The sequence below is a fragment of the Pedobacter sp. V48 genome, from assembly GCF_000523515.1.
Lineage (GTDB): Bacteria > Bacteroidota > Bacteroidia > Sphingobacteriales > Sphingobacteriaceae > Pedobacter.
The window spans coordinates 33,353-59,184 of record NZ_AWRU01000015.1; the positions used below are offsets into that span (position 1 = coordinate 33,353).

General features: G+C 36.5%; 22 protein-coding genes. All 22 read right to left on the reverse strand.

The features are described 5' to 3' along the window. Window position 1: 1 nt before the first annotated feature. Window positions 2-1,036: a GNAT family N-acetyltransferase gene (locus N824_RS14450; RefSeq protein ID WP_048905868.1), complete on the reverse strand. Its 1,035-nt coding sequence runs from the start codon at window positions 1,034-1,036 to the stop codon at window positions 2-4. Window positions 1,037-1,089: 53 nt separating this feature from the next. Beyond that, complete coding sequence (locus N824_RS14455) at window positions 1,090-2,238, reverse strand: glycosyltransferase family 4 protein (protein WP_048905869.1); 1,149 nt, start codon at window positions 2,236-2,238, stop codon at window positions 1,090-1,092. Window positions 2,239-2,356: 118 nt separating this feature from the next. Then, window positions 2,357-3,706, reverse strand: coding sequence for a polysaccharide lyase family 1 protein (locus tag N824_RS14460; RefSeq protein ID WP_048906024.1), 1,350 nt, complete (start codon window positions 3,704-3,706; stop codon window positions 2,357-2,359). A gap of 480 nt (window positions 3,707-4,186) precedes the next feature. Then, window positions 4,187-5,281 (reverse strand): NAD-dependent epimerase, encoded by a 1,095-nt coding sequence (locus N824_RS14465; RefSeq protein WP_048905870.1) that lies wholly within the window; start codon window positions 5,279-5,281, stop codon window positions 4,187-4,189. 36 nt (window positions 5,282-5,317) lie between these two features. Next, window positions 5,318-7,153, reverse strand: coding sequence for an asparagine synthase (glutamine-hydrolyzing) (asnB, locus tag N824_RS14470; protein ID WP_048905871.1), 1,836 nt, complete (start codon window positions 7,151-7,153; stop codon window positions 5,318-5,320). A gap of 22 nt (window positions 7,154-7,175) precedes the next feature. After that, a complete protein-coding gene (locus N824_RS14475; RefSeq protein ID WP_048905872.1) occupies window positions 7,176-8,249 on the reverse strand; it encodes a glycosyltransferase in 1,074 nt (357 codons plus the stop codon). Window positions 8,250-8,285: 36 nt separating this feature from the next. After that, window positions 8,286-9,344 carry a RimK family alpha-L-glutamate ligase gene (locus tag N824_RS14480; RefSeq protein ID WP_048905873.1) on the reverse strand — a complete coding sequence of 353 codons (1,059 nt, stop codon included), beginning with the start codon at window positions 9,342-9,344 and terminating at the stop codon, window positions 8,286-8,288. Next, window positions 9,280-9,885 (reverse strand): hypothetical protein, encoded by a 606-nt coding sequence (locus N824_RS14485; protein ID WP_048905874.1) that lies wholly within the window; start codon window positions 9,883-9,885, stop codon window positions 9,280-9,282. The genes N824_RS14480 and N824_RS14485 overlap by 65 nt, the downstream gene beginning before the upstream one ends. Beyond that, a complete protein-coding gene (locus N824_RS14490) occupies window positions 9,869-11,074 on the reverse strand; it encodes a histidinol-phosphate transaminase (RefSeq protein ID WP_048905875.1) in 1,206 nt (401 codons plus the stop codon). Before N824_RS14490 ends, N824_RS14485 begins: the two co-directional genes overlap by 17 nt. Before the next feature lie 11 nt (window positions 11,075-11,085). Continuing rightward, the gene (locus N824_RS14495; RefSeq protein WP_048905876.1) at window positions 11,086-12,246 is read right to left on the reverse strand and encodes a glycosyltransferase; all 1,161 of its coding nucleotides are present in this window, start codon (window positions 12,244-12,246) and stop codon (window positions 11,086-11,088) included. 33 nt (window positions 12,247-12,279) lie between these two features. Next, window positions 12,280-12,957 (reverse strand): bifunctional 2-polyprenyl-6-hydroxyphenol methylase/3-demethylubiquinol 3-O-methyltransferase UbiG, encoded by a 678-nt coding sequence (locus N824_RS14500; RefSeq protein ID WP_048905877.1) that lies wholly within the window; start codon window positions 12,955-12,957, stop codon window positions 12,280-12,282. An 11-nt stretch (window positions 12,958-12,968) separates the two neighbouring features. Further along, entirely contained in the window at window positions 12,969-14,189 is a 1,221-nt protein-coding gene (locus N824_RS14505) for an O-antigen ligase family protein (RefSeq protein ID WP_048905878.1), read from the reverse strand. A gap of 12 nt (window positions 14,190-14,201) precedes the next feature. Next, window positions 14,202-15,281 (reverse strand): hypothetical protein, encoded by a 1,080-nt coding sequence (locus N824_RS14510; RefSeq protein WP_048905879.1) that lies wholly within the window; start codon window positions 15,279-15,281, stop codon window positions 14,202-14,204. Then, entirely contained in the window at window positions 15,278-15,874 is a 597-nt protein-coding gene (locus N824_RS14515) for a sugar transferase (protein ID WP_048905880.1), read from the reverse strand. Before N824_RS14515 ends, N824_RS14510 begins: the two co-directional genes overlap by 4 nt. A gap of 11 nt (window positions 15,875-15,885) precedes the next feature. Next, window positions 15,886-17,127, reverse strand: a complete 1,242-nt coding sequence (locus N824_RS14520; RefSeq protein ID WP_048905881.1) for a DegT/DnrJ/EryC1/StrS aminotransferase family protein — start codon at window positions 17,125-17,127, stop codon at window positions 15,886-15,888. A gap of 59 nt (window positions 17,128-17,186) precedes the next feature. Next, complete coding sequence (locus N824_RS14525; RefSeq protein ID WP_048905882.1) at window positions 17,187-18,293, reverse strand: glycosyltransferase family 4 protein; 1,107 nt, start codon at window positions 18,291-18,293, stop codon at window positions 17,187-17,189. Beyond that, complete coding sequence (locus N824_RS14530) at window positions 18,287-19,021, reverse strand: glycosyltransferase (RefSeq protein WP_235207136.1); 735 nt, start codon at window positions 19,019-19,021, stop codon at window positions 18,287-18,289. The genes N824_RS14525 and N824_RS14530 overlap by 7 nt, the downstream gene beginning before the upstream one ends. A gap of 151 nt (window positions 19,022-19,172) precedes the next feature. Next, window positions 19,173-20,342 (reverse strand): DegT/DnrJ/EryC1/StrS aminotransferase family protein, encoded by a 1,170-nt coding sequence (locus N824_RS14535; protein ID WP_084498336.1) that lies wholly within the window; start codon window positions 20,340-20,342, stop codon window positions 19,173-19,175. Then, a complete protein-coding gene (locus N824_RS14540; protein WP_048905883.1) occupies window positions 20,339-21,781 on the reverse strand; it encodes a lipopolysaccharide biosynthesis protein in 1,443 nt (480 codons plus the stop codon). The genes N824_RS14535 and N824_RS14540 overlap by 4 nt, the downstream gene beginning before the upstream one ends. A 10-nt stretch (window positions 21,782-21,791) precedes the next feature. Next, the gene (locus N824_RS14545) at window positions 21,792-22,793 is read right to left on the reverse strand and encodes an acyltransferase (protein ID WP_048905884.1); all 1,002 of its coding nucleotides are present in this window, start codon (window positions 22,791-22,793) and stop codon (window positions 21,792-21,794) included. Between the two features lie 16 nt (window positions 22,794-22,809). Continuing rightward, window positions 22,810-23,337 carry a UpxY family transcription antiterminator gene (locus tag N824_RS14550; RefSeq protein ID WP_048905885.1) on the reverse strand — a complete coding sequence of 176 codons (528 nt, stop codon included), beginning with the start codon at window positions 23,335-23,337 and terminating at the stop codon, window positions 22,810-22,812. 193 nt (window positions 23,338-23,530) lie between these two features. Continuing rightward, window positions 23,531-25,825, reverse strand: coding sequence for a tyrosine-protein kinase family protein (locus N824_RS14555; protein WP_048905886.1), 2,295 nt, complete (start codon window positions 25,823-25,825; stop codon window positions 23,531-23,533). Window positions 25,826-25,832: the final 7 nt, after the last annotated feature.

Sequence of the window (25,832 nt, forward strand, 5' to 3'; positions counted from 1 at the left end):
GTTATGCTTTGGTTTGCCTGTAGGCAGGGAAGAAAGTAGACTGCTGATTTAACCCTACACCTTTTTGACTTAAAAGCGCATTATAAGACTCCTGATCATTAACATAGCACCAGATCCTGTCATTAATTCTTAAATCAGAAAAATGACTTTTAAACTTAAACAGCGAATCTTCTTTTCCTCCTACACCACCACCTAAATGGAATATCTTTTTACCCAATCTTCTGCCAATCAAACTAATCTCATCCGTCAATAACTTACTGGGAGATACCTTCAGGTATTTTTCAGAAGTGGCAGATAAGTGATTTCTCACCACATTTTCGGATACCAGGATCAAGGCCCCGCAAATCATTTCAGCGCCGTCATAAATCAGCACCAGTTCATTTTCAAATTCACTTGAATTAAGCAATCCGGTAAAATATTTTTCGTCAAAATAATAGCTTTTACTGGCTCCCAACCGATCCATATTCTTATGGTACATTTCTGTAAATGCGGCTATTTCGCTGGGCCCGGCGGCACTTTTAATGGTATACCCTGTTTCCCGAAGTTTCTTTATCTGCCTTTTTAGCCTCTTGTCGTAGCGTGATCTTTGTTCTTCAATACTTAATGATAAATCCATATAAATGGTACTACCATTAGGAATAACCCCGCCAATATTTTCCAATAAGTAATGCTGATTAAGAAAAGGATATAATCGCGTAAAAACACTTATACATTGTTCGGATTTCAGAAAATTACTGAACTCTTCTTTAAAGCTTTCAACCGTTGATTGCGGAATATCCTTGAAATCGATATTAGATATTGGCCCTGCGTATCCATACACAGAAGTCATATCATATTGAGATGACTCTGCGATATTTCTTTTTATTAGTGGAAATGCTATAAATAAATCTTCTTTTTCGTAAATAAAAAGAATGGGCTCTCCTTCCATATTTAAGGAGTGGTAATACCAGGTGTGATATACTTCATAATTATGAGCCCGCTTAACATAAGCATCCCACTCCGCTTTTGTGCGGACAATTAAGCATTGATAAGACATGTATATTTTTTCTTTAAGGTGCGCTAGTGATCTGATTTTCCTAGGTAGTAGGATTATGCTCCTTCCAGAATATTAACCATAGTCTGGTTCACTTTATTTACGTCAAATTTTTCGCTTGCATATTTTCTTCCATTTAGTCCAAATCTTGCAACATCATCAGTATGCCTGATATAGTACTCCATTTTAGAGGCCAATTGCTGAATGTCTTTTATCGGAACCAGGAAACCATTGGCCTTTCTTAAAAGTGGGTTAATCGTTTCACGGCATCCAACTGAATTGCAGGTAATAACGGCCCTTCCCATTGCCATCCCCTCTAAGAGGCACCTCGGCACTCCCTCTCCATAGTAAGAGGGCAACACAATAACAGAAGATTGATTAATATAAGGTCTTACGTCATCAACCAGCCCAAAATACTGAATGGTTCCATCCGATTTTATTTTTGAAAACAGATCCGCACTAATGGCATCAATATTCTCGTCATATGGTCCAATCAGCTTAAAAACAACTTCAGGGAATTTTTCTTTGATCTGCTTTGCAGCATAATAATATTCTTTAATTCCCTTTGCGTTAATTAATCTGGAAATCATTAAAAAGCTTATGTTATTTAAATCGGGAGGGGAATATTCATAATGAGAAAGGTCTACCCCTGACCCGTTCACTACATGAGCTATATTCTTGTCTGTAATAATATTTGCACGGATCAGCGTATTGTAATCATCCTTGTTCTGAAAAATGATCTGTAATCTTTTACTTGCCCTCAGGCTTAATTTTAACAGAATTCTTGTTATTTTTTGAACTACCGTTTTTCTTGAACCTATGTTTAAAAAATTATACCCGAGCCCGGTCAGCATTGGTGTAATGTGATTTACTCTACAAAACCTGGCAACAAAAGCGCCGTAAATAACTGGTTTAAAGGTGTAAGGAAAAAATACGTCGGGCTTGGTTGCTTTGATCAGCCTGCGCAATTCGAAGAGGTACCGAAGGTCAGAGAGCACCGAGACGTTACTGGGGTTCAATCCATTTTCGTATACCTTTACCCCCATTTCACTTAGCTTACTTTTAATCTCCGGATGCTCAATTTTTGGAGTAAAAATGATCACTTCATGTTTTACAATTAATGCTTCTATCAATTTGCCTCGGAAATCCAGTAATGAACGTGGAGAGTCGCATGAGATCAAGATTACCTTTCTTTCTTTTACCATGTTGATTTAAATTTATAGGTAAATATTTAAGGGCCTGTTTAACAACTGAGTTGCTAAACAGGCCCTTAATACTATGACCATCAAAAAAGATGTTTGTTAAATCAAAAACTATTATTGCTTAAAGGTTCAGGATTGCTCCGGCATTTGCCATCACAGTTGCAGGAACATTTGCTGCTGGAATAAGTTCTGACTTGTATTCATAGGTTGGTACCCATGATGATGCTGCTGTTGAAATTTTGTTTACGCCACCTTTAATAATATTGGTGCTTGCACCGCTAACAAATCCTGGTTTTGAATTAAAATCAGTATAAATCGCATAATGCTGGCTCTCAAAATAGTTATTATCTGTTCTTACTGTTGCACCCATAGTTACACCGATACCGTATCCGCTGCTATTTTGCAAATAGTTGTTAAATACGTGCATCGTTCCAAATCTTGTACAAGGTTGTCTTTCAGAAACGTTATAGAAATAATTCTTATAAACAGTAACACGAAGTTTACCAATATCGTTAGTGTTTGCATCTCCAAAACCGATTAACATCGCGACATTATTATCATGTAATCTATTGTACGATAAAGTAACATAATCTGCTCTGTTGCCAACGTCTAACAGACCATCATAATAGTCCCATCCGTGATTTCTATCAGATGATAGATCGCAATGATCTACCCACACGTGATGCGCACCTTCTTTAATAACTATATTTGAATAGGTTACCACATTTCTGATGGTCATGTTACGGATGATTACGTTACTGGTTCCATAAACTAATAAACCAACACCTTCCAAACTCGAACCTTTCATACCAAGGATTGTTTTGTTGGAACCTACGTTTAAATAGCCTGTACCAGTAATTTTTCCGGACACCTTAACAATCGTAGCTGTATTTGATGAAACAGCATTTTTTAAAGCAGAATAACTGGTTACCGTTATGGTTTGGCCACCTGTACCGCCTGTGGTTTTACCGTCAACCATAGCATAACCAATAATAGCACCGCTTGTTGATGGAGGCGCTACAGGGCTCGTTACCGGAGGGCTAACCACCGAACCTCCAGTACCATCTAAGGTGTAAGTATACTTACGTCCATTGGTCCTTGGATCGCTATTATCTGAAGCAGATATATATACGCTGGTAAGCCAATGACAAAAGCGTCCTTTACCTATGTTCCTGATGTCTGCTGCACTTGAATGCGCAGGACCAAGCTCTTTTCCATCCTCAAAGACCCTCATTGTTGAGAGTTTAGGCTGGCTCTGTGAATCTCCTGACACCGGAAGCTCATACACTCTGTAAGAGAAACCGCCGTCGCTTGCAACTTTAAATACTTGTAATGATTTAATACCACTTGTGGTGCTCGTAGCTGCTAAACCAGTGTCAGTCTGCGTAAGTGGGTTTTCAGGGGTTGCCGCATCCGAGCCTTTTTTACATTTACTAAAAGTTAATACAACTAACAGTAATAGAAGGCTCATGGGCAGTCGATTTGATGTTTTGTTTTTTCTTTCCATTTGATTTTTTAAAAGTATACAATGGTAACGCGAAAAATCGCGTCACTATACACTTCAAAAATTATGGAAAATCGATGATTTTATATAAAGGAAACCGTTTTTCAGGTGCTAATCCAATTTAGCAAATCTCAATGATTTAATTATTATAATGAATAAATTATCACTCAGAAATCAGAATATCTTTTAGCTTAATCAAATATTACTTATTATTATCTCCGGCACTAATTGGTTAAAATATTTTCTGACTACAAATTTTAAATTAATTTAAAATAGTAGTATATTATTAATATCAAGGTATATTTTAACTACAAAAAGCATGTTTAAACATATGAATAAGTGTAATTTTTTTGTCACAAAACACATATCCGACATCAAACTCACAATATACTTCGCTAAAAATTTATAATTATCGATATTTTTTAGTATCGTTTTATAAGAGAAACATCAATGATAAACCACACTTTCTATCTGAGTCTGTCCCTTTTTTGTTACCAAGTAAAAATCCTTATACCAGTTCACGAAATTTCTTACACCTTCTGATACGGAAACCTTTGGTTCATATGCCAGCATTTTCTTCATTACCGATATATCGGCCCATGTTTCTGCAACATCACCATTTTGCATTGGCATAAAATTTTTATCGGCAATCGCACCAATATTTTTCTCTATCTCAGTTATAAATTCCAGCAGGTCTACAGATTCCCCTCTTCCTATGTTAAATACCCGGTAGGGCACATTTGAGCTTGATGGATCTGGAACCGAAGCATCCCATAAAACGCTTTTTTTGGCAGGATGATCGATCACACGAACTATTCCATCTACAATATCATCTATATAAGTGAAATCCCGTTTCATCTTCCCATTGTTAAATATATCAATCTGCTTATGCTCCAGAATTGCTTTTGTAAAAAGAAAAGGGGCCATATCCGGTCTTCCCCATGGACCATATACTGTAAAAAAGCGCAAACCTGTTGTTGGAAGCTTAAATAAATGGCTGTAAGTATGCGCCATTAACTCATTGCTTTTTTTAGTAGCAGCATATATTGACACCGGATGATTTGCCTGATGACTTGGAGAAAAGGGCATTCTTTTGTTTAAACCATAAACGCTTGATGAACTTGCATATACAAAATGTTTAATATTGTGTGTGCGGCAGCACTCTAAAACATTCAGAAAACCAGTAATATTTGAATCAATATAAGCTCTGGGATTAGTTAAACTGTACCTTACTCCCGCTTGCGCAGCTAAATTACATACCGCATCAAAATGGCATCCTTTAAAAAGTTTCTTCATCTTGCCATGATCTGTGAGATCTAGCTTAACAAACTGATAATTTGGATATTTATTGCTTCGAACGGGTTTTCCATATTCTAGCGAAACCCCATTAATTCCAGTTTCCGCAAGCCTGCCGTATTTTAAATTTACATCATAATAATCATTAACATTATCAATTCCGACTACTTCATCCCCTCTTTCCAATAAATATTTTGCCAGATGATACCCAATAAAACCGGCTGTACCGGTAACCAATACTTTCATAACGATCGCTTTAAATTTAGATTTATAGATTTTGGCCTAAAGGTTTTTATGCCACACTTCCAGACTGAATACGCAAAAGAGTATTTTGGCCCTTCTTTCATCAGAAATTTTAATCTTTCTGGCTATAAGGTCCATTATGAAATCTTTTTTTATGATTTTGGAATACAAATTATCCGGAGCCATCAAATAGGTATTGATAATCTCTTTAAGCTCATGATCAACCCATTTCTTTAGAGGTATTTCAAATCCTCTTTTAGGCTGATCAATGAGCTCTGCCGGCAGATATTTCTTCCCAAGCGTTCTCAAAATATCTTTGGTCTGAAGTTTCTTTATTTTAAAATTGTCTGGTAACCCAGGCGCAAATTCAAGAACTTCCTTTGCTAAAAAAGGACTTCTTCCTTCTAAAGAATGGGCCATTGTGGCAATATCCATTTTGGTAAGTAATCTGCTGAATAACATCGAATCAAAATCCATCAGCAGTAATTTCTTTAGGGGCGATATTGAATAGTCATTAATTCTTGCAAGATCACTTGAAATAACCTTCATTTTTGGTTTTTCAATAAAGGCATCTTCAAAGCCTACAAAAAGATCTGAAGAGGCCGAGCAATAGATTTTAACCAGATCAGAATAGCCGCCAAACTTCAATAACCTATATATATACGTGTAGTTACTTTGTTTCTGATTAGCTACGGGCAATAAACTGGTTAAAATTCTTGAACTAATCCTGGTAAACTGGCTTGGATTAAAAAAATCTACGTGTTTAAATGGTACATATCTTCTATAACCACCAAATAACTCATCTGCACCGTCACCATTTAAAACAACCGTTATATGTTTTTTTGCTTCCCTGGCCACATAGTAACTCGGTATTGCGGAATTATCAGAATTAGGCTCACCATGGTTAGATATGATCTTTTCTATATCGTTGGTTAAATCAGAAAAGTCTATTTCAACCACAGTGTGGTCAGTTCCATATTTCTTTGCCACCTTCTCTGCAAGGGCCGATTCATCAAAAGATCCCGGAACCTTAACCGTAAAGGTTTTAAGTTTTGAAGTCTGTTCAGCGGCCATTGCTGTTACTAATCCGCTGTCAATGCCTCCACTCAAAAAAGATCCTACATCTAAATCAGAGCTGTCTATTCTACTTTTAACCGCGGTCTTCAGTATGCCATCAAGTTGCGTTACCGCATCGGAGTAATCTGGGTATCTTTCCGCTTTATAATAATCTTCAATTTTAAACCAGCATTCATCATCGCAAAGGCCTGTTAATGTATCAATCTTTAAATAGTGTCCATTTTCCAATTCGTTAACAAAAAGATATGGTGTAGCTTTACGGTAGTGATGCCCTACATACAGATAATCGGCAAGTGAAGAATAGTCGATCTCAGGTCTGCACTTCTTATAAAGTACATTTAGTTCTGATGAAAAAACAAAGGTCTTTGCTTTATTATAAACATATAAAGGTTTTTTGCCAGCCCTGTCGCGTGCCAGGTACATTCTAAAATTGAGGGTATCGTATAATGCAAATGCAAACATCCCATCAAATTCCTCAAGCATATCCATGCCCATCAACTCAAACATCATCAGTATGGTCAATGTATCAGAATTGGAAGAAGCTTTAAGACCATACTTCTTTCTAAGCTCCATATGGTTATAAATCTCACCATTAAAAACAATCACCAGTCCATTGTGTTCCATTGGTTGCTGCCCGGTTACACTTAAATCCTGAATTGCCAGTCTGGTATGGTAAAGGTTTACATTATACAAGCTATAATGTCCCTGTTCATCGGGGCCTCTATGTAATAAACCATTAAAGATCATGCTGTTCTCTATTGGATATTCATAGTTTATCGTTCCAAATATTCCGCACATATTATGTTAAATCTAAATCGCACTAACCGGCTAACCCGTCAATTAATTGCATCCACTCTCCCATCACTTGTTCTTCACTAAATCGTGCCTTAATGTGTTGCTGCCCTTTGTTTCCAAGAGCTGTTCTATCGGCAGCAGACATATCCATTATCTTTAACATATTACTGGCCATATCATGCTCATTTTGCTTCTCGCATAACAAACCACATTGTGCCTTTTCAATCAGTTCATGATTTCCATCAATATCTGTTACAACCGTAGGTCTCGCATACGCCATGGCTTCCAGGATTGCATTCGGCATCCCTTCTGAAAAAGAAGAAAGCACAAAAGCATCTGATTGACCTAAAAAACTATGTGCTTCTTTCTTAAAGCCTATAATGTTAACATAGTCCCCGATATTTAGCTCTTCAATAGTTTTTTTGGGCCACAACTCTCCATTTAAATCTCCAACTATATCTACGGTAAAATTTCTATGTTTTAAAAGTGCTATTGCTTTAAAGAGCGTTAAATAGTCTTTGTTCCATCTAAAGTGACCAATACATATCCATTTGAAACTCCCGTTTACCAATTCTCCGTCGCTCTTAGTATGTTGCGGTATAGTGATTCCGTTATGAATAACAATACCTCTTTTGCTCACCAGCTTTTGCTTTTCAAAATTCATCATTGAAGCAACCGAATTGTAAACAACAGCATCGTCAAGCCCATCTGTAAGCTTAAAGGGCATGTACCATTTTTTTGGAATTACAGATATTCTAATGGTAGAGATCAGCTTAAATTTAAGCCTCAGCTTTAATAGGCGTGCAAATATGATTGCAATGAACATAAAAGCAATAACCACATCCGGTCTGAATTTTTTAATGGTTTTATAAAGCAACTGTATGTTCGAAAACGGAGAACTAGACCAATTCCTTAAAAACAAAGCTTCTACTCCTGCTTTTCTGATATCACCATTAAATTCATCAATGGGTTTTAAAGAAATGATTAATACCTTATGATGCTTTGATTGCAGAAATGACGCAATTTTTAGCAGCTGGGTTTCAGCTCCGCCCTTGCTCATAGATGGGGTCATCAAGATCACCCGCTTATTCACTTTCATAAACTATTTTATTTGAGAGGAAAATTAATCGAGAACTTAATTAGCTAAGGAATCTTCCAGGTATGCCTTTACCTGTTTATGCTTAATATCAAAAACAACGTTTACGTACTTCACATCCCATGAATTAAATAAGCTGAAATGCTGCTTATAAAAGGCATATGCTTTCTCCTTTAATTCCATTTTAGGGTTCGGCTGATAAAACGGGCTGACTTCAAGATAAATAGGCTTCGTATTCAGGTCGTCATTTTCCCAGGTAACATCAAAAGCACCGGTAGTAATCTTCAATGACTTAAAGGTTTCTATAATATGTGCTCTCCACTGTTCGGGAAAAAAATCAAAATCCACCTTACTTCCATAACTTGTCGAAGTTGGTTTCCATTCTTCATTTAAATTTATTCTCCAATAATGGAGCAAAATTTCGCCTTTAACCAAAATAACCCTAAGGTCTTTTCTCATATTAATCAGCTCCTGTGCTATAATATGCTTGTTCTCTGCCACAAATTTCTTGTTCGAAACAAGGTCTGAAAGATCTCCCGGAGATGCTATTTTATATAACCCTTCTGAAGAAGAAGAATGCTCTGCTTTGATGAGAAAAGGGAAACGGATGTTGGCCTTTACTAAGTCTTCAACTGATTCAAAAATTCTTGTTTTAGGCTCATTGACACCTTCAACATAAAATACCTGATGCATATAGGTTTTATTTTCCCATAACATGGTTTCGCTATGTTTGGGAAATACTGAATTTCCCTGCTGTTCAAGTTGCATGGTAATATGCGACAATATATGGGTATAGTTATCGAACTTATATATATTGTATCGATTGCTAATAGAAAAAAAGATCTTCTTGTTATGGTATTTCCCGATGGCCAGGCTAAACACAATTTTTATCCTTTTATTTTCTGCTATCAATCCCGCAATAGTAGCCATATCCCATATAAATGCATCTGATCCAAAATATTTAATAGACCTAAAGGGTATCCAAACTAAAATATCACTGTTGGCATCATGCAGTCTCCAGAGTTTTAGCCATTTAATTGCTACGATAATTCTGATGATACGCGCTATTCTCTTTAGTACCTTGGTTACTGGTTTCATATGCTGAATTGATTAGTTCTATTTCTTTAATACCTAAGTATTTTATTGGCATTTCCTTCAGTTTCAATATTACTTTTTCGTATAATTTCATCACTCCAGACTCATGACCATAACTCAAATCGTCTATGTAAACAACAGGTACGCCTCTGCTTAACAGTTCATTTATATAGTCAAGCTTGTCTTCAGCCCTTCTAACCAGAATGACACAGTCGGCCTTTAGCCCATTTGCTGCTAGCCATTTACGCGTCGAAAAGTAGTCGAGGTAGCTTCTTGCAGATATAAATATTACTTTCTGCCTGGTCCTGGTTTTATCCAGTATGAAGTTGCGCATCCCGATAAAAATCGATAAAGATCCATATCGATGGTTTTCATTCCTATAAACATAATCTTGTAGTGATGGCCAGGTATCGGCAAGGGTGTTATCTATATCAACAAGGTATATCTCCTGGTTCCGGACGGTATCTTTTATAGACCTTCTAAAACGATATTTGAAGTACAAATTACAAATCCCAAAAACTACTGTCTTAAACAACCGTTTCATTTACCAATTTCAAAACGTCATTCATCTGAATACATGCTTTTATGCTTTGAATTACATAATCGTTCTCATCCTTTGAACGGGATGCTAGTCTTATAAACTGTCCTTTTAATCCAATTTTATCGTCACACGTTCTTACGTAAATACCGTAAGTTATAAGCAGTTTGGCTACAAACTCTGTTGATTTTATGCCCTCTTGCAACTCAATGAGTACAAAATTGGCCATACTTGGATATACCTTAATATTTGGCAACTGCCTCAACTCCTGGATAAACTCCAATGTCTCAACAATATATTTAACCCTTACCTTATCATACCTAAGAGCAAAATCGGCTCTTGTATACAACCGAAAGAAATATTCGGCAAAACCATTTGAATTCCACAAATAACCATTCTTTAATAAAAGATCCACATATTCCTTTCTCATCACACCATATCCGGCTCTTACCCCGGCAATTCCAAAATCCTTCGACATGCTTTTTAAAACAATAACATTAGGATGTTCTTTAACAAGATGTGATAATGATACCAATTGGTAGGATTCACTTTCATATGCGAAGTGAATAAAGCTTTCATCTATGATAATATTGTCTACAAATGAAAGCTCTTCTATAATTCGCTGTACATCAGCAGCTTTTGTATAACCACCATTTGGATTATTCGGATTAATCAATACTATCGTATCTGGCTTATTTAACTTAACAAATGCAATGTATTCCTCTACATTAAGGTTATAATTATTATTCTTAGATAGATTATAATAAACCACCTCTACTCCATCCTTAACATACTCATAGTAAGATGAAAAGGTAGGTATTGTAATGATAATCTTCCTCTTGGTGAAATTATGGATGACAGCCTGAATGATTTCAATAGCCCCATTGCCAATAAAGATATTCCCTGAATCAATTTTTAAAAAATCAGCTAAGATCTCAGCAATTACGCCATTTTGGGAGGGATAGCTCTCCAATAAATCTCTGATATTTCCAGTATGCAGGATTTCCTTATTAAAATATTCAATAAACAGCTCAGTTGCATAAGGATTAGATAAAAAGCAAGCATCTACTTTAATGTCTACCTCTGGGAGTTTCTGTTTAAAAGTAAAGAAACTTGGTGAATGGGAACCCGCCTCATTCTTTAATGCTTCAATTTTCTTTACAACTTTGAGTTCGTCACTAGTAAATTTTATCATCTCTATTTAAGTTAAATCTTAGTAATCATCTGGTATCCTTTCACCATGTTGCTTTTACCCGACATCAACATTGTAGAATAGGTTTTTAAATGGGCATTTGCAGATGCCTGGATGTGGTAATTTAATTTGAAGAATAACCTCCCATTTAGTTTGATCATTTTTTTATCAGGATGATAAAGTGCTTCTTTTAACACATCGTAATAACTTTCTACGCTTACATCTTTACTTAAGAATCCTGTTTTTCCATGTCTGATCATCTGACTAATACCTCCTACAGGTGTGCAGATTGGAATACAACCAACCGATAAGGCTTCGATTAAAGAAATGGGCATCCCTTCAAATATGCTCGAAAGACAAAATGCATCAGCTATACTCAAATAGTCCACAACATTATGTTTTCCACCTATAAATTCTATGTATGGATCGTTATTAACCATTTCCAGTAAATGCTGGTACAAACGCTTTTCTTTAACCTCTCCAATAATGACCAGTCTGCATTTCTTCTCTTCAGTCACATTAAATTTCTTTACGGCCCTGATTAATAAATCCTGATTCTTTTCCGAAACAATCCGCCCTACATGTATTAAGATAAAAGTGTCTTCACCTTCCTTGTATTTTTCATTTAATACAGGATACTCATCAGTTGTCACCAAATCCTGTCTTCCATTTTCAATTAAAATGTCATTATCGAGCTGATAATAATCTCTATAGGTTTTTTTGCCGTCAAATGAGATCGTAACAGGCTTCACCTTATTTAATTTGTACCATAACCTTCTAAAGGTTTTAAGTATGAAATTTGGACATTCGGCTACAGCAATATTATGAATGGTATGAAAGAAAAGTGTGTGTTTATTAGCCAATAGGTATAGAGCCAGATATTCAAAGCCATTTAAATGGGAGTGTAACACATCAGGTTCCTCCCTATTCAGCCATTTGGTTAAGGCCAAAAAAGCTCGTAGGCTAAATCCCCTTCCTTTGTTGAAAGAAACATACCGAACATTCTTATGAACATCTTTTACAAATGTCTCCTGCGGATCATTTGAACAGATGGAAACCAAATAAACTTCACATTGGTCATCCTTGGCAAGTTCATTACACAAATCAACTACGAAGCGCTCTGCTCCTCCTTTGGTTAAATCACCTATAAGGTGCATTATTTTGATTTTCTCCATTGTTATATGTACCTGGAAATCCGATTCAAAAAATTATTTAGTTGCAATACCACTTAGTATATATCTTTTTCTCTTTGGGATGATGAATTCCAATAACCCATCAAGGTGTCCTAAAAGGATCCTTTGCTTTTCGGTCCTGCCAAAGCATCCAAAAAATCCTATTGTTGTATATTTAATTGATTCGAATGCACTAAATAGCTCTGCTACTTCAGTTATTTCCAGATAATTCCATCCAGGAGTACCATATTTGCGTCTTAGGAATCGATGGAGATTAGTAGCAGCCAAATTTTCTGTAAAAAGAAGCATTCCTCCAGGCTTCAAAGCGCCATAAATCTCATTTACTGTTTTTGCTTTATATTCATTTCTATTATTCTGGCTAATTCCACCCAGTATCGATTTGAATACGATGATGTCAAATTGGTTCTTAAAGGGAATATCAGTTGCATCCAGGGCCGCATAATTTATATTAACACTACATTCATACTTACAATGAATTTCACTTGCTATGGGCTCCGGATTTTTAAGGTCTGTACACAGTACAGAATTGCCCCTAAGTGCAAGCCAAAGTGATAACCCACCCCGTGCTGCTCCTAATTCCAAACATTGCTTATTCCTCTCGTGTATCGGCGCATTCTTGTCCAGATACTCAATTGCCCTCCACCAGTTTGTGGTATCCCAGTCTATGATATCTCTAATGATTTCCTTATCCATATCTTCTGTTTTTAAATACGGGGAACAACTACATCTTCGTCCAGCTCAGCTTCTCTGTTCAACAAAAAGTTTAAGTGCAGAATCGCGAAATACAGGAAAAAAGTAGGGCCATTTGCGCTAACAAGCCATGAATTGTGCGATAATGAGTTGATGGAAACGGCTATAAATGAACAACAAAGACAAATCATCAAGGCATATTTCTTCTTCTTAACATTTCGAAATGCATTGATAATGATCTTTGCAATCTTATAATACAATCCGGCCAATATCCCCAGCCCCAAAAAAGGTCCAACATATGTAAGAAACATCAGGTAAGCATTGTGCGAAGTAATCCCTGACGAGAATACCTCATTACGATAAGTAACATCCGACCAATCCTTCCCATAAAATATAAGCCCGTACGGATAATCCGAATAGATTCTTAAATTTTCAGCAGCCAGGGTTGATCGATTATACTCTTCCATATTATGTTCATTCTTGGTAAGAATATTATTATACGAATCTGTATTATCTTTCAAAATGTATGTATAGAATACAAAAGCTGCACATACAGCAAACACCACAATAAAAATCGCTTTGTAGTTGTAATACAATATTAAAAACAAGAAAACGGAAAAAACAAAACCTACAAATACCGAGCGTTGCATACCCAGATAAATAAACAGTAAACAAGCCAAAAGACTAAGTATTTTAATCACAAGGGCTTTATCAAATATTAATGTGAAAATCAATAGAAATGGAACCAGTGCGGCCAGCTGATATCCAAAATTAAATTGGTATGTGGCTATTCCCGAAGGACTCTGTACAACCGGCTCTCCCATTAGCATTGACCTCAGGTTATTTATTTCTGATAAATAAAATGGATTAAGAACCATTACAATTGATGAGAATGTCAGCAAAGCAATAAACACATATACACTAATCGTAAATCGCTCTTTATCTGCACCTACAAAATAATTAAAGTAAAGTGCACACATTCCAATACATAAGGTATTGGCCATAAATACCATGTAATCCGAAAAACCAATTGCATTGTACAAGAAAATGGCACCTCCAAGAAGAAGAAGCTCTCTCTTGTACAAAAATCCCAACCCATCTTTTTCCCTAAATAGAAAAATAAGGGGTAAGCAGAAAATAAGAGGCGTAGGGATTCTAAAGAAATTTGTCATAAAAACCCCGAACGACAGGCTGTATAAGTACAACACTATAAATACAACTGCAATTAATTTCATATGCGTTATAAGCTATTCTATGTTTTGTTTGAAAGTTTTTATGAAGTCTTCGGAATCATTAATCGCCTTAAAAAATTTCTCCTGACCATTTTTTGCGATGTGTTTATAATCATCATAATGAGCTGCCATATGCTCCAGACGGGCTTCAAGTTCTTCTAAATTCCAATTAACAGGAACGTAGGTTTCGTTTTCTATAAACAGATTTGGATAAGTTTCCAGATGATTCATAAGCGGCTTAATCAGTACAGAACCGGAAATAAATGTCTCAAAATCCCGATAGCAGATTTCTCCCCAGCCAAACGGGCTAATACTAAGTTTCGAAGCCCTTAGCTCTTTCCAATATCTTGCCTTACTCACATTTCCGCCACTTGCAATTTGCAGGTTCAACCGATCAAAAAGACTTAAAACATGATTTCTTTGATACGAGATCATGTTCCTATTCCCATTATCTTTATGAATTGTCCCGCGAAAAGCCAAGTCATATCTCCTGTCTTTATCATAAGTAGATAAATGAGTTGGGTAAACCCTATAACTCAAATAATTACTTAGCCTGCTCATTTTATATCCAAAGTACCTGTAATCATTAAACCCGATATTCCAGCCTAGTTTAATTTTATGAAGTTCGGCTTCAGGGCAGGGTACAAAAGTTGTTTTTTGATCATCCGAAATCGTGTTTAACCATATCCTTAAGTCATTAACCTTATTTGAAACGGTGTAATAATCAAGATTTTTTAGTCGCTGTTTCTTCATAAAAACATCAACAAAAGATATGATTGGAAAATCGCTGGATCCAGAAGAGTCCGCAGCATCAAACCAAATCAGTCTACCCGCTGTTCGTTTCATTTCTGTTAAATACGCAATCAGCTCATCTTCATTTTTAGAAGATCTGGTATGTATGTTCTGCCAGCCATCTGCAAAATACCGCGAATGCAAGAGCAAATAATCTGCGCCTCTTAATCCTTTGTCAGCATGATCATAATAAAACTCTACTTTCAAATCGTGTTCAAGAAGGTTCTTTTTCCAGCGATAAAAATGATGTGTCTCGCCATAAAATCTTTTTGATGGCCAATCCAAAATTTTCAATATTTTCATCTTCTAATTATACTTTTCAGGGTATATGAAATGATCTTCAGGTCAACCCAAAGGTTGTGGTGATCAATGTATTTTAAGTTCTGAGTAATTTTTGAAGGAATAATGGTGTTAATATAAAAACTCTCTGGGTCCTCAGCAGCTGCAAGCAGTTGATTTTCATCAATATACTGAATGGATGCCCAATCTGTAATGCCAGGTTTCACGCTAAGTACCTTTATTTGAGAGGCGTCATACAATTCAACATATTTAAGTACTTCTGGCCGGGGGCCAACAAAACTCATTTCTCCCTTTAGAATATTCATAAGCTGTGGAAGTTCATCTATTTTATATTTTCTTAGCCAGCATCCAACTCTGGTAATACGCGAATCATGATCCCCAATAGTCAATAAACCGGCTCTATCTGAATCAGTATACATCGTTCTAAACTTTATCAGTTTAAAATTCTTCTGATTTAAGCCTACCCGAAGTTGCTTGTAAAAAATACTCCCTTTCGAGTCTAACCTTAAAAGAATAACAATCACAATAAAAATCGGCGACAAAAAGATCATACCACCCAATGAGAACACTATGTCAAACACCCTTTTCGCAATCATGTTAGATGATTTTATGACAACACTTTAACTAATTTATTGACTTCCACAACCTGATGAACAGCACCTATAACAGATTCTATGATGAAGTCGACCTCAGGATCAGATAACTGAGGGTATATCGGCAATGAAATCTCGCAGGCAAACTGTTTATAGCTATTAGGGTAATTTTCTATAGCATATCCAATGCTTTTGAAATATGTAAGCATAGGCATTGGTATAAAATGAACGTTCACGATCACACCCCAGTTTACCAGGCTTTCAATAATCTGGTCCCTCTCAGCTTCGGTAATTCCTTTAATACGCAATGGGAAAAGATGGTACGAACCTTCCCTTATCTCGTCTTTTCCGGTGGGTTCAATGAACCAGTCATAAGATTTAAATGCAGCACAATATTTTAGAAATATATTTTTACGGAGCGGAAGTAATGTATTACTGTATTGTCTTATTTGAGCCAACCCAATTGCAGCACAGATATCAGGCATGTTCATTTTGAATCCCTTAAAAAGAATGTCATATCTCCAGTTAGCGCCTTTTGATTTTGCAAATGCATCTTTATTCTGGCCATTTAGCGAGAAGATCTTCAAAAAACTATATTCTTCCTGATTGTCAAAAGGTGGAGGTAAATTCAAACAGATACAGCCTCCTTCAGCAGTCGTAATATTTTTAACAGCATGAAATGAAAAAATAGTTACATCGCATTTCTGAGCAGCAGGCAGTCCTTCGTAGGTTGCACCAATAGAGTGCGCGGCATCAGACATCAACAATATCCTTCCCAGTTCAGATTGCTTTGCTGTAACAGGTTTAAAAATGCTTTTTATCGCAGGATCATTTACAATTTCACGCAATTCGTTATAGTTACAGGGTAGCCCTGCAATATCAACTCCAATTATTGCTTTCGTTTTTGACGTAATCTTACTTTTCACCATTGCCGGGTCTATAGTAAAATCGTCTAAAATATCCACCATTACAGGTATTGCTCCGCAATGTAAAACACATAAAGCGGTGGCGCAATAAGAGTATGCCGGTACAATAACTTCATCTCCATCACCTATGCCGAACCATTTCAGCATCATAATTGCTCCCGAGGTCCAGGAGTTCACACAAACAGTGGCTTTAGATCCCGTTAAATTCAACAACTCATATTCCAGGGCCTTAACTTTTGGTCCCGAAGTAATCCAGTTGGTACGAAGAGAATCAAGCACTTCATCAATCACTGCCTGATCAATAAATGGAGGAGAGAAAGGTATGTTCATATCTTTAAGATTTTAATATTTGGTAAGCCTAATAAATTGATTATTAAATCTCTATGGATTTAAATATGAGTTAGTATTAACTTTTCCCATTTTGCGAAAGTGTTTTCGAGGGAGTTTGTCTGATTGATCAGCTGAGCATTTGCAGACAATTTTATTTTAAGAGCGGGATCACTCATGGTTCTTTCTATTGCTTTAGAAAGATACTTGATACTGTTTGCTTCAACTAGTAAGCCATTTTCCTCATTCTCTATAATATCTGAAGGCCCAAATTCGCAATCGGTAGCCACACAGGCACAGCCTAAACTCATGGCTTCAACAAGTACATTGGGATATCCTTCGTTCCGCGATGAAAGCACAAACATTTCTGCCTGTCTGTAATAGTCCTGAAGATTTTTCTGGTAGCCAATTAGTTTCACCCGGCCGTTAAGGTTTAAATCTTTGATTTGTCTTTCCAGATTTTCGCGCTCACCGCCCTCACCCGAAATCAAAAGATCTACATCCTGCATTTCAAGTTTTTTATAAGCCTTTATTAATAAATCAAATCCTTTCTGATGGTCTAGCCTACCCACACTAAGAATAAATTTACGAGGGTAAACTCTTTCTACACAAGCGGCACTAAACTGACTGACCGGATTATTTATCACTTCAAAATTGCTTAGCGCACTAAATGATTTATTCTTTCTGAAGCCATCAACCATTCCTTTTGAGGGAACAACAATGGCTTTGGATTTACTATAGACCCTGGCCGACAACCACCTTAAGAAATGGTTAAGCTGATGTACGGTATAGTCTGGAGTAATGCGTTCAGAAACCAAGTAAGGTGTCTTTAAAATATTACAGGTAAGGCCCATCCATATATTCGCAGAAGTCATAAATGACACCACACAGCTTGGTTTTTCTTTTATCAGGATAAACAACAGCTTAGAAAGAGTTACTCCCCCATACCATAACCGGNAAAAAAAAGACTGGTTTCGGATATTGCTGACAAGCGAAATAATTTTTATTCCCTTCTCCAGGTGATAAGCAGGTTTAGCCTCATTCAGGCAAACCATTGTTACATCAAAACCTTTATTATAAAAATAATTGCCAAGGTTCGAAATTACACGCTCCGCTCCACCTCCGAAAAGGCTATTTATGGCAAAAATCAGTTTATATTTTCTTACCATAATGAGGTAATTGTTTGGTATGCATTATTGAAATTGAAATACCGGATATCAAATAGAAAATATTGTTTAAAATAGATTTTCAATAATTCTCTTTTTTGAAGCGAGGAGTATTTGAAGTTCTTTATGGTAAGGTTAAAATCGCTTATCATTCTTGATTTCCTAATCTTCGGATCTATCATACTCCATATTCCACCGGTATGGTGCCTGTAGCATGACATCACTTCTGGTAATACATAAATCTTTTTACCTGTATTTGCAACCGCATATAATTTTAAGAGCGTATCTGTACCATAAGTTTCGAAATACCAGCTTTGCTCCGCTACACCCGTTACCTGTTTAATATTCCTCATCATCAAAGAACAGATTCTCGTTTCTTCCCTTTTCCCCAGCAACACATCTTTATAATCAAACTCCAGACTTACGGGCGAATCTTTTACATAAACAAGCTTGTCAAAATCATCAATCACTTCACTATGATGGCAACAGATCACATAATCATCATGGGCTTCCAAAAAATCTACTTGTTTCTGCAGTTTAGACGCATCTGTCCAAAAATCGTCCCCATCACACATCGCTATGTACTTTCCTTTTGCGCGTCCTACTACATCAGTTTGATTCCTTATCGCTCCAATATTTGGGTCATGACTAATCAGTTGGATCAAACCTGGATACCTTGTACAATATGTTTCGATGATTGCTTTTGTGTTGTCTGWMKWMYKATCYTNCACCAATCAGGATTTCAAATTTAAAATTAGTTTCCTGCATCAAAAAACCATCTAAAGCCTGAGCAATATATTTTTCGTGGTTATACGTGATACAACATACTGATACCATTATTTCATGTGTAGGCATAATTATATTATTTTGTTATTATAAGGATTAGACAGCTCCATTTTGTAAGCCGGCGAATACTGGCTTCAGGTTATTTACAGGAATCATATGATTCAATTTTTCGATCTCAGCCGGACGGTCATAATTTTGCACCCTTAAAATTATCCTTGTAATCAGGTCAAGGTCACTGGATGTTAACGTATGATAAAGTGGTAAACAAAGAATCCTTCTTGATACTGAATCGCATACCGGCATATGAGGTGATGTAACAAAAGGTAAGGTTGAAAGAGATGGATAAAAGTACCTTCTGCAATACACCTTTTCATTCTCCAGCGCTTTTAGGCATCGCAGCATTAAATCTTCACTATCAAACAATACAGGGAAATACGCATAATTGTAATCAAGGTTTTCATTAAGTTTTGGATATCTGGCTTCCAGATTAGCTAAAGCCTTCCAGTAATAAAATGACAGCAACCTTCTTTTGTCTAAAATTTCATCAATCTCTTTTAGGTTACATAAACCCATTGCCGCATGGAATTCGCAATTTTTGCCATTTATGCCCAACTCAGAAAATTCATCCGGACCATCGTGTCCAAAATTTCTCATCAAAGCCATCTTTTTCAATAAGTCAGGGCATTGAGTAAATACTGCTCCCCCCTCGATCGTATGAAACACTTTAGTTGCGTGAAAGCTTGTTGTGCTCACATCTCCATAAGCAAATACCGATTTGTTTTTATATTTCGTGCCAAAACAATGTGCAGCGTCATAAATCACCTTTAATGAATACCTGTCTGCAATTTCCTGTATGGCATCAATATCACATGGGTTACCATATACATGGGTAGCCAGAATGGCTGATGTTTGAGGCGTTATGGCAGCTTCAATTTTTTTCGGATCTATATTAAAAGTTTCCTCGTCAATATCTACAAATACCGGTTTGCAGCCTTCCCATACAATACTATTTGTAGTTGCAACAAAAGAGAAAGGTGTTGTAATAATTTCACCTTTCAGGCCAAGTGCTTTAATTGCAATTTGCAATGCCATTGTACCATTCGAAACAAACAGCAAATGTTTAATTTCTAAATAGTTCTTGAGCTTCAATTCAAGTTCATTTACCAATGGCCCATTATTGGTAAGCCACTGACGTTCCCAAATGCTGTGAATGTACTCTTCAAATTCGTTAACTTTTGGAAGAAAAGGTTTGGTTACAGGTATCATCTCTTTAGGATTAATTGTTTAAAATCATGAATTGGTGCAAGTCTTAAAATTGAACTGCTGGCCAGGTAAATCAGAGAGAAAAACAGGCCGTCTATTGTAATTCTGGTAATATCTAATAACTGGAGTGTGCTGAAGCATAGCATATCAGCCAGATAGCATAATATCCCTGCAAAAACAGAAGTTGCAATCATTGGAATAATGTCGATAATTTGCTCTCCTATAGGGTAATTGATCAGTTTTCCGCTATAAATTGAATTGATGTAATACCCTATAAAATTGAACATCAACTGAAAATATAGTAAGCCATATATTCCAAATGGAAACACACACAAAATGCCAACTACACAAATTGATTTTTTAATAAATTCCAGTTTCAGTATCAGATCGCTCCTGCCCTTTACTTTTAATATGTTAAGGTTATAAGCGTGCAAAGGATACATAATACCAGCAATGCATAAGATTTGAAAGTATGGTACTGCAGGCAACCATTTATCAGTAAACAAAAACCTGAATAGAGGTTCTCCTATTACAGCAAGCAGAATTAAGATAGGCGTATTCCAGAAAATAACCTGCTGCATTAGTCTTTTATAAACCATTTTCAACCTCAAATCGTCATCGGCAATCGATGCGAACATTGGGTAGGTAACTTTATTTATTACAGCAGATATGTTTGCAATTGGCAGCTGACTTGCTGAATCTGCTCTCGAATAAAAACCCAGCTGTACAACCGAATAATACTTACCAATAATTAATACATATATATTTCTATAAAGGATATCTAGTAATCCAGTCAAGGTCATTTTATAGCCAAAATAAAAGTGCTTTTTAAAGCATCGTTTACTGAACACAAAACTTGGTTTCCAACCAGAATAAATCCAATGCATTACAGTCGATAAAAAAGACTGAAATAAACCCATCCAAACCAAGCTCCATACACCATAACCCTGAAGCGCTAAAAAAACTCCTAATAGTCCACCTACCAATACTGCAGGGATCTGAATTTTCATTTGAATTTTAAAATTCATCTCCTTGGTTAACCGTGCATTCTGCACTCCGTAAAAGGCATTTATGATAAAGTCTATGGCATAAACCCTAAGAATCAGCGTCAGCACATCCTGATGATAAAACGACGCAATCAGAGGTGCAAGCAGGTAAATAATGGCATACAATACAATACTTCCACCCAGGTTAAAAAAGAAAACCGTAGAGTAATCTTCTTGCCCCAAATCTGACGATCGTATTAGCGACGATGCCAAGCCGCTTTCTAACAAAGAATTACCTATGGCAATAAATACGGTTAGCATTGCGATCAGGCCAAATTCTGCAGGCAATAAAATCCGGGCCAGTATCATGGTAATGCAGAAGCCAATTAACTGCACACTAAACTGCTGCGTAAAATTCCAGATTAACCCTGAAATTGTTTTTTTCTGTAAAGACATGGTAAAGGGTTTATTTCTGAAAGGAACCTGAATACCTGGGTTTATGGAACCTATAGTTCCTTAAAAAATGAAGTATTGGTTTTTCCAAAAACCGGGTTACCAGCCATGCTATGGTTATCATAGAAATGATGCCTATAAAAATTACCAGAAATTCATTAGAAATATATCGCCCTATTTTTCTCATGAGCACAAAACCTATGTTTTGGTGCAGCAGATATAACGGATAGGAAATATAACCCAGAAACACAAAGGGTTTCCAGGTAAGCAGCGTAAGCCTGTCGTAAACAAATAAGTAGAACAAGCAAAATATCGCAGAGAACACACCAAAACAAATCAACGTTGGGTTTTCTATCACTCCAGCTAAAAAACAGAAGCCAATCAAAATGTGTTCTCGCCAGTCCCCTCCATCAAATTTTATTTTGTAAAAAAGAATTCCTGCAAGGAAAAACATCCCATATTGTAAATTCAGCAGGTAAGCGCCAAAAGGTAGTGTAAACAAGCTATTGCTTATCATTAAGGTTAGCCATATTACTGCTATTGTCCTCATTTTAGTTAACAATCTGAGTTGGAACAAAGCACCCATAAAAGCATAGAAAAACAGTTCCGGTACCAGCGACCAGTAAGCCCCGTCAACATTCTTAATTCCGAAAACCCCTTGTATCATACTCATGTTCATCAAAAGAACCGAGATACTGTTTGTCTCCATTTTAGGATCCTGAGAAAGGTTTACAATTAAAAATGTTATAAATACACAAATCCAATAAGTTGGATAAAGCCTCGAAAACCTTTTATAAGCAAAATCCTCCAGTGAGGTTTTCCCTTGCAGAGACATAAAGATTACAAAGCCACTGATCATAAAAAACAGTTCTACTCCGTAACGGCCAATCTCCCAATCGAATTTCGAAGGATAATTATGGCCAAAATTCATTCTGAACTTAGATGTATAATGGAATATAACTACGTTAAGGGCGGCAATTCCTCTTAAAACATCCAGTTCTTTTAAGCGTACCATAATTCTGGGATTTGTCTTAATTGATTAATTCAAGACTGTTAATAGCAACTTTAGTGGTTAAAACACAGCTCAGGCTTTCAATTACTACTACTACTGTTCTTTCCTGAATTTTAATAACCCTGCCTTCTTTAAGGCTCATCAATCCCTCTTTAATTTTTACCCGGTCGCCAATTTCTAAATATTGAAAGGCCATAACTTCAGTGTCAGGGAATATTTCAAGACAATGTTTTATATCCTCTATAACACTGTCTCTAACCTGTGCCGGTTTTCCCATGTAATACACAAAGTTCATTACCCCTAAAGTAACCCTCACTTTAAGCTCTTCTCTGGGATCTATGTAAACAAAAACATAAGAATTAAACAGAGGAAGCTCTACTTCTTTTATCCTGTCTGCCCATTTGTTCTTTACCTTTCTTACCGGACAGTAACTGGTAATACCTTGCAGTTTAAGCAACTCATCAACCTTTTTTTCCCATCTAGGGCGAGTGTAGATTACATACCACCTGCGTGGCATATTGGTTCTGATGGTGGACAGATTTTCCATAATTTTGATTTGAGATTATTAATTAGATTATGACCGGATACAGCTTCGCTACCTCACTTACATGATAAATTGCAGTTTTAGAGAAAAATCCTGTTGCACACCGTCCATTTCTTGAATATATCGGCCCTTTTACCGATCTTTCACTACATCCAACTCACTTAAACTTAATGTATCAGCTAATCCCTATATTAGCCTATCCCGGATAAGCATAGCCCCCATAGCGGTAGGCATTCTTATTCTCTTTTTTAGCATCATTAAATACAATCATAGGATTTATCAATCTTCGGTTCTCACAGATCTCTTCAAATATTGCCAGATCTGCTTTGTTTGTATAATTGTACCGAACCAGATAAATACTCGAATCAGCATACTCTGCAAGCGTAAATGCATCAGCTACATGCCCAATCGGAGAAGTATCTACAATAACATAATCAAACCGTTTTTTAAGCTCATGGAACAAAATTTTCAGTTTATGGCTCATTAGAATTTCAGCCGGGCTCTCAGATATCTCCCCACAACCAATCACATATAAATTATCCGATTGAGGAGCTTTTATTAAAATATCATCAATAACCATGCTGTCAGATTTTAAATAATCAGATAAGCCCAATTTCGTTTTTAGGTTCATGTTATTCAGCAAATCTGGCTTCCGCAAGTCAAACTCCAATATGGCTACCTTTTTTTCAACCAGCGACAAGGTGATGCCCAGGTTGATGCTAAAAAAGGTCTTACCTTCACCTTTTGTGGTAGAAGTTACCAACAGAACTTTGTTGCTTTTATTTGTATTCATGAATTGCAGATTCGACCTTATGTACCTGAACAGTTCCGATATAGTCGTGCTTTTATCTTTATGAACTACAATAGACTCTCCTATTGGTTTATGACTAAGCTCTCCCAGAATCTTTCCATTTATAGCGATGTATTCCACATCATAGATATCTTTCACCTTATTGTTCATTTTATCTTTAACGTAGATTACAGAAAATGGAACAAATAAGCCAGCTATCATCCCCAGCATGTAAATCATTTGTACTTTTGGTTTTGCAGGAGTAGGATTGTAAGCAGGTCTGTCTATGATTTGAGAAGTTGGAATAGTGGCAGACAATGAAAGCTCTGTTTCTTCTCTCTTTTGTAGCAGGTACTGATAAAGTGTTGTCTTCACACTCTGTTCTCTACTTCTTTCCAATAGGCCCCGTTCAATAACAGGAACACTATTTAATTTAGCCGCAAATTGTGATGACTTGCTGTTTAATTTATTTTTCTCTAAAGTTAAACCTCTTCTTATCATGCTAAGGTTCTCTAGCAAGCTGCCTTTTAAGCTGCTTAATTGCTCGGTAAGGTTTATCACCAAAGGATTACTAACGCTACTATTGCGTAACAGCTTTTGTCTTTCAATCTGCAGATTATTATATTTTTCTGTCAGGTTTAGCAAGGTTGGATCCTTTAAGCCCAAAGTGCTGGGAACCAATTCAAATTCACTATCTGCATTTTTCAGGTAAGAAATTATAGACTGAATAAGGCTCAACTGTACTTCGCTTGTCGAAAGCTGATCATTATAATTACCCGACGACTGTAAGCTCATCTGTGCATCTGCACTCAGTTCAGTAATCCTATTGTTTCGTTTGTAGTTTTCTACGTCTTGCTCAACTCCCGATAAATTACTGGTCAACATTTTTAATTTACCGTCAATAAATTTGATGGTATTTAAAGCCATTAAATTTTTATTGCTTACGTTCTCCAGGTTATACCTGTAGATCAGCGTATTCAGTATGTCAACTCCACGTTGAGGTATAGCATCTAAAACACTAAGGACAATGGTGTTGGCATCTTTAATTACTGGCAAAATAACCAGGCCACTAGAGCTGTATGCCTGGGCCAACTGATAAAGATCTACAAAGCCAAAATGTACAGGTTTACCTGAAACCTCAAAGCCTTCCCCCCTTTGGACAACAATAGTAAATTGAGGGCGTGTTATTTTATTACCGAATCTGTAAATTGTTTCCTTATCTTTTTCTCCTAAAACAAACTGGTCATTATTTATAGCTCTTAAAGTAAGTTTTAACGCACGTGCTTTATCGGTAAGTTTATCTACCACAACCTCCATTGGCAGGTTTTTCCCATATAATTCCTGCGTTTTCAAAGGAAGGTTGTAATGATACCTCACATTCATTTTAAGATCAGATAATACTTTATAAATCAAATCTCTGGATCTCATCACCTCCATTTCATCATCAACAGTTTTAGAAGTCTTAAACATATTCAGATCACTAAAGGCCGTCCCTTTTAGCAGGCCATCCCCTTTCGAATCGTCCTGAACAAGCAGTGAACTGGTTACCTTATATTTAGGCACCTGAGTTTGAAGATAAAACCACGCAGTACCTAAACCCAAAAGCAGTGCAAGTCCAAAGAAATACCAATACTTAGCATATTTCATAATCTGAGCCTTTAGGTCGGGGCTGTTCGTCGGATTTTGTTTGTTGTAAGCCATCACAATA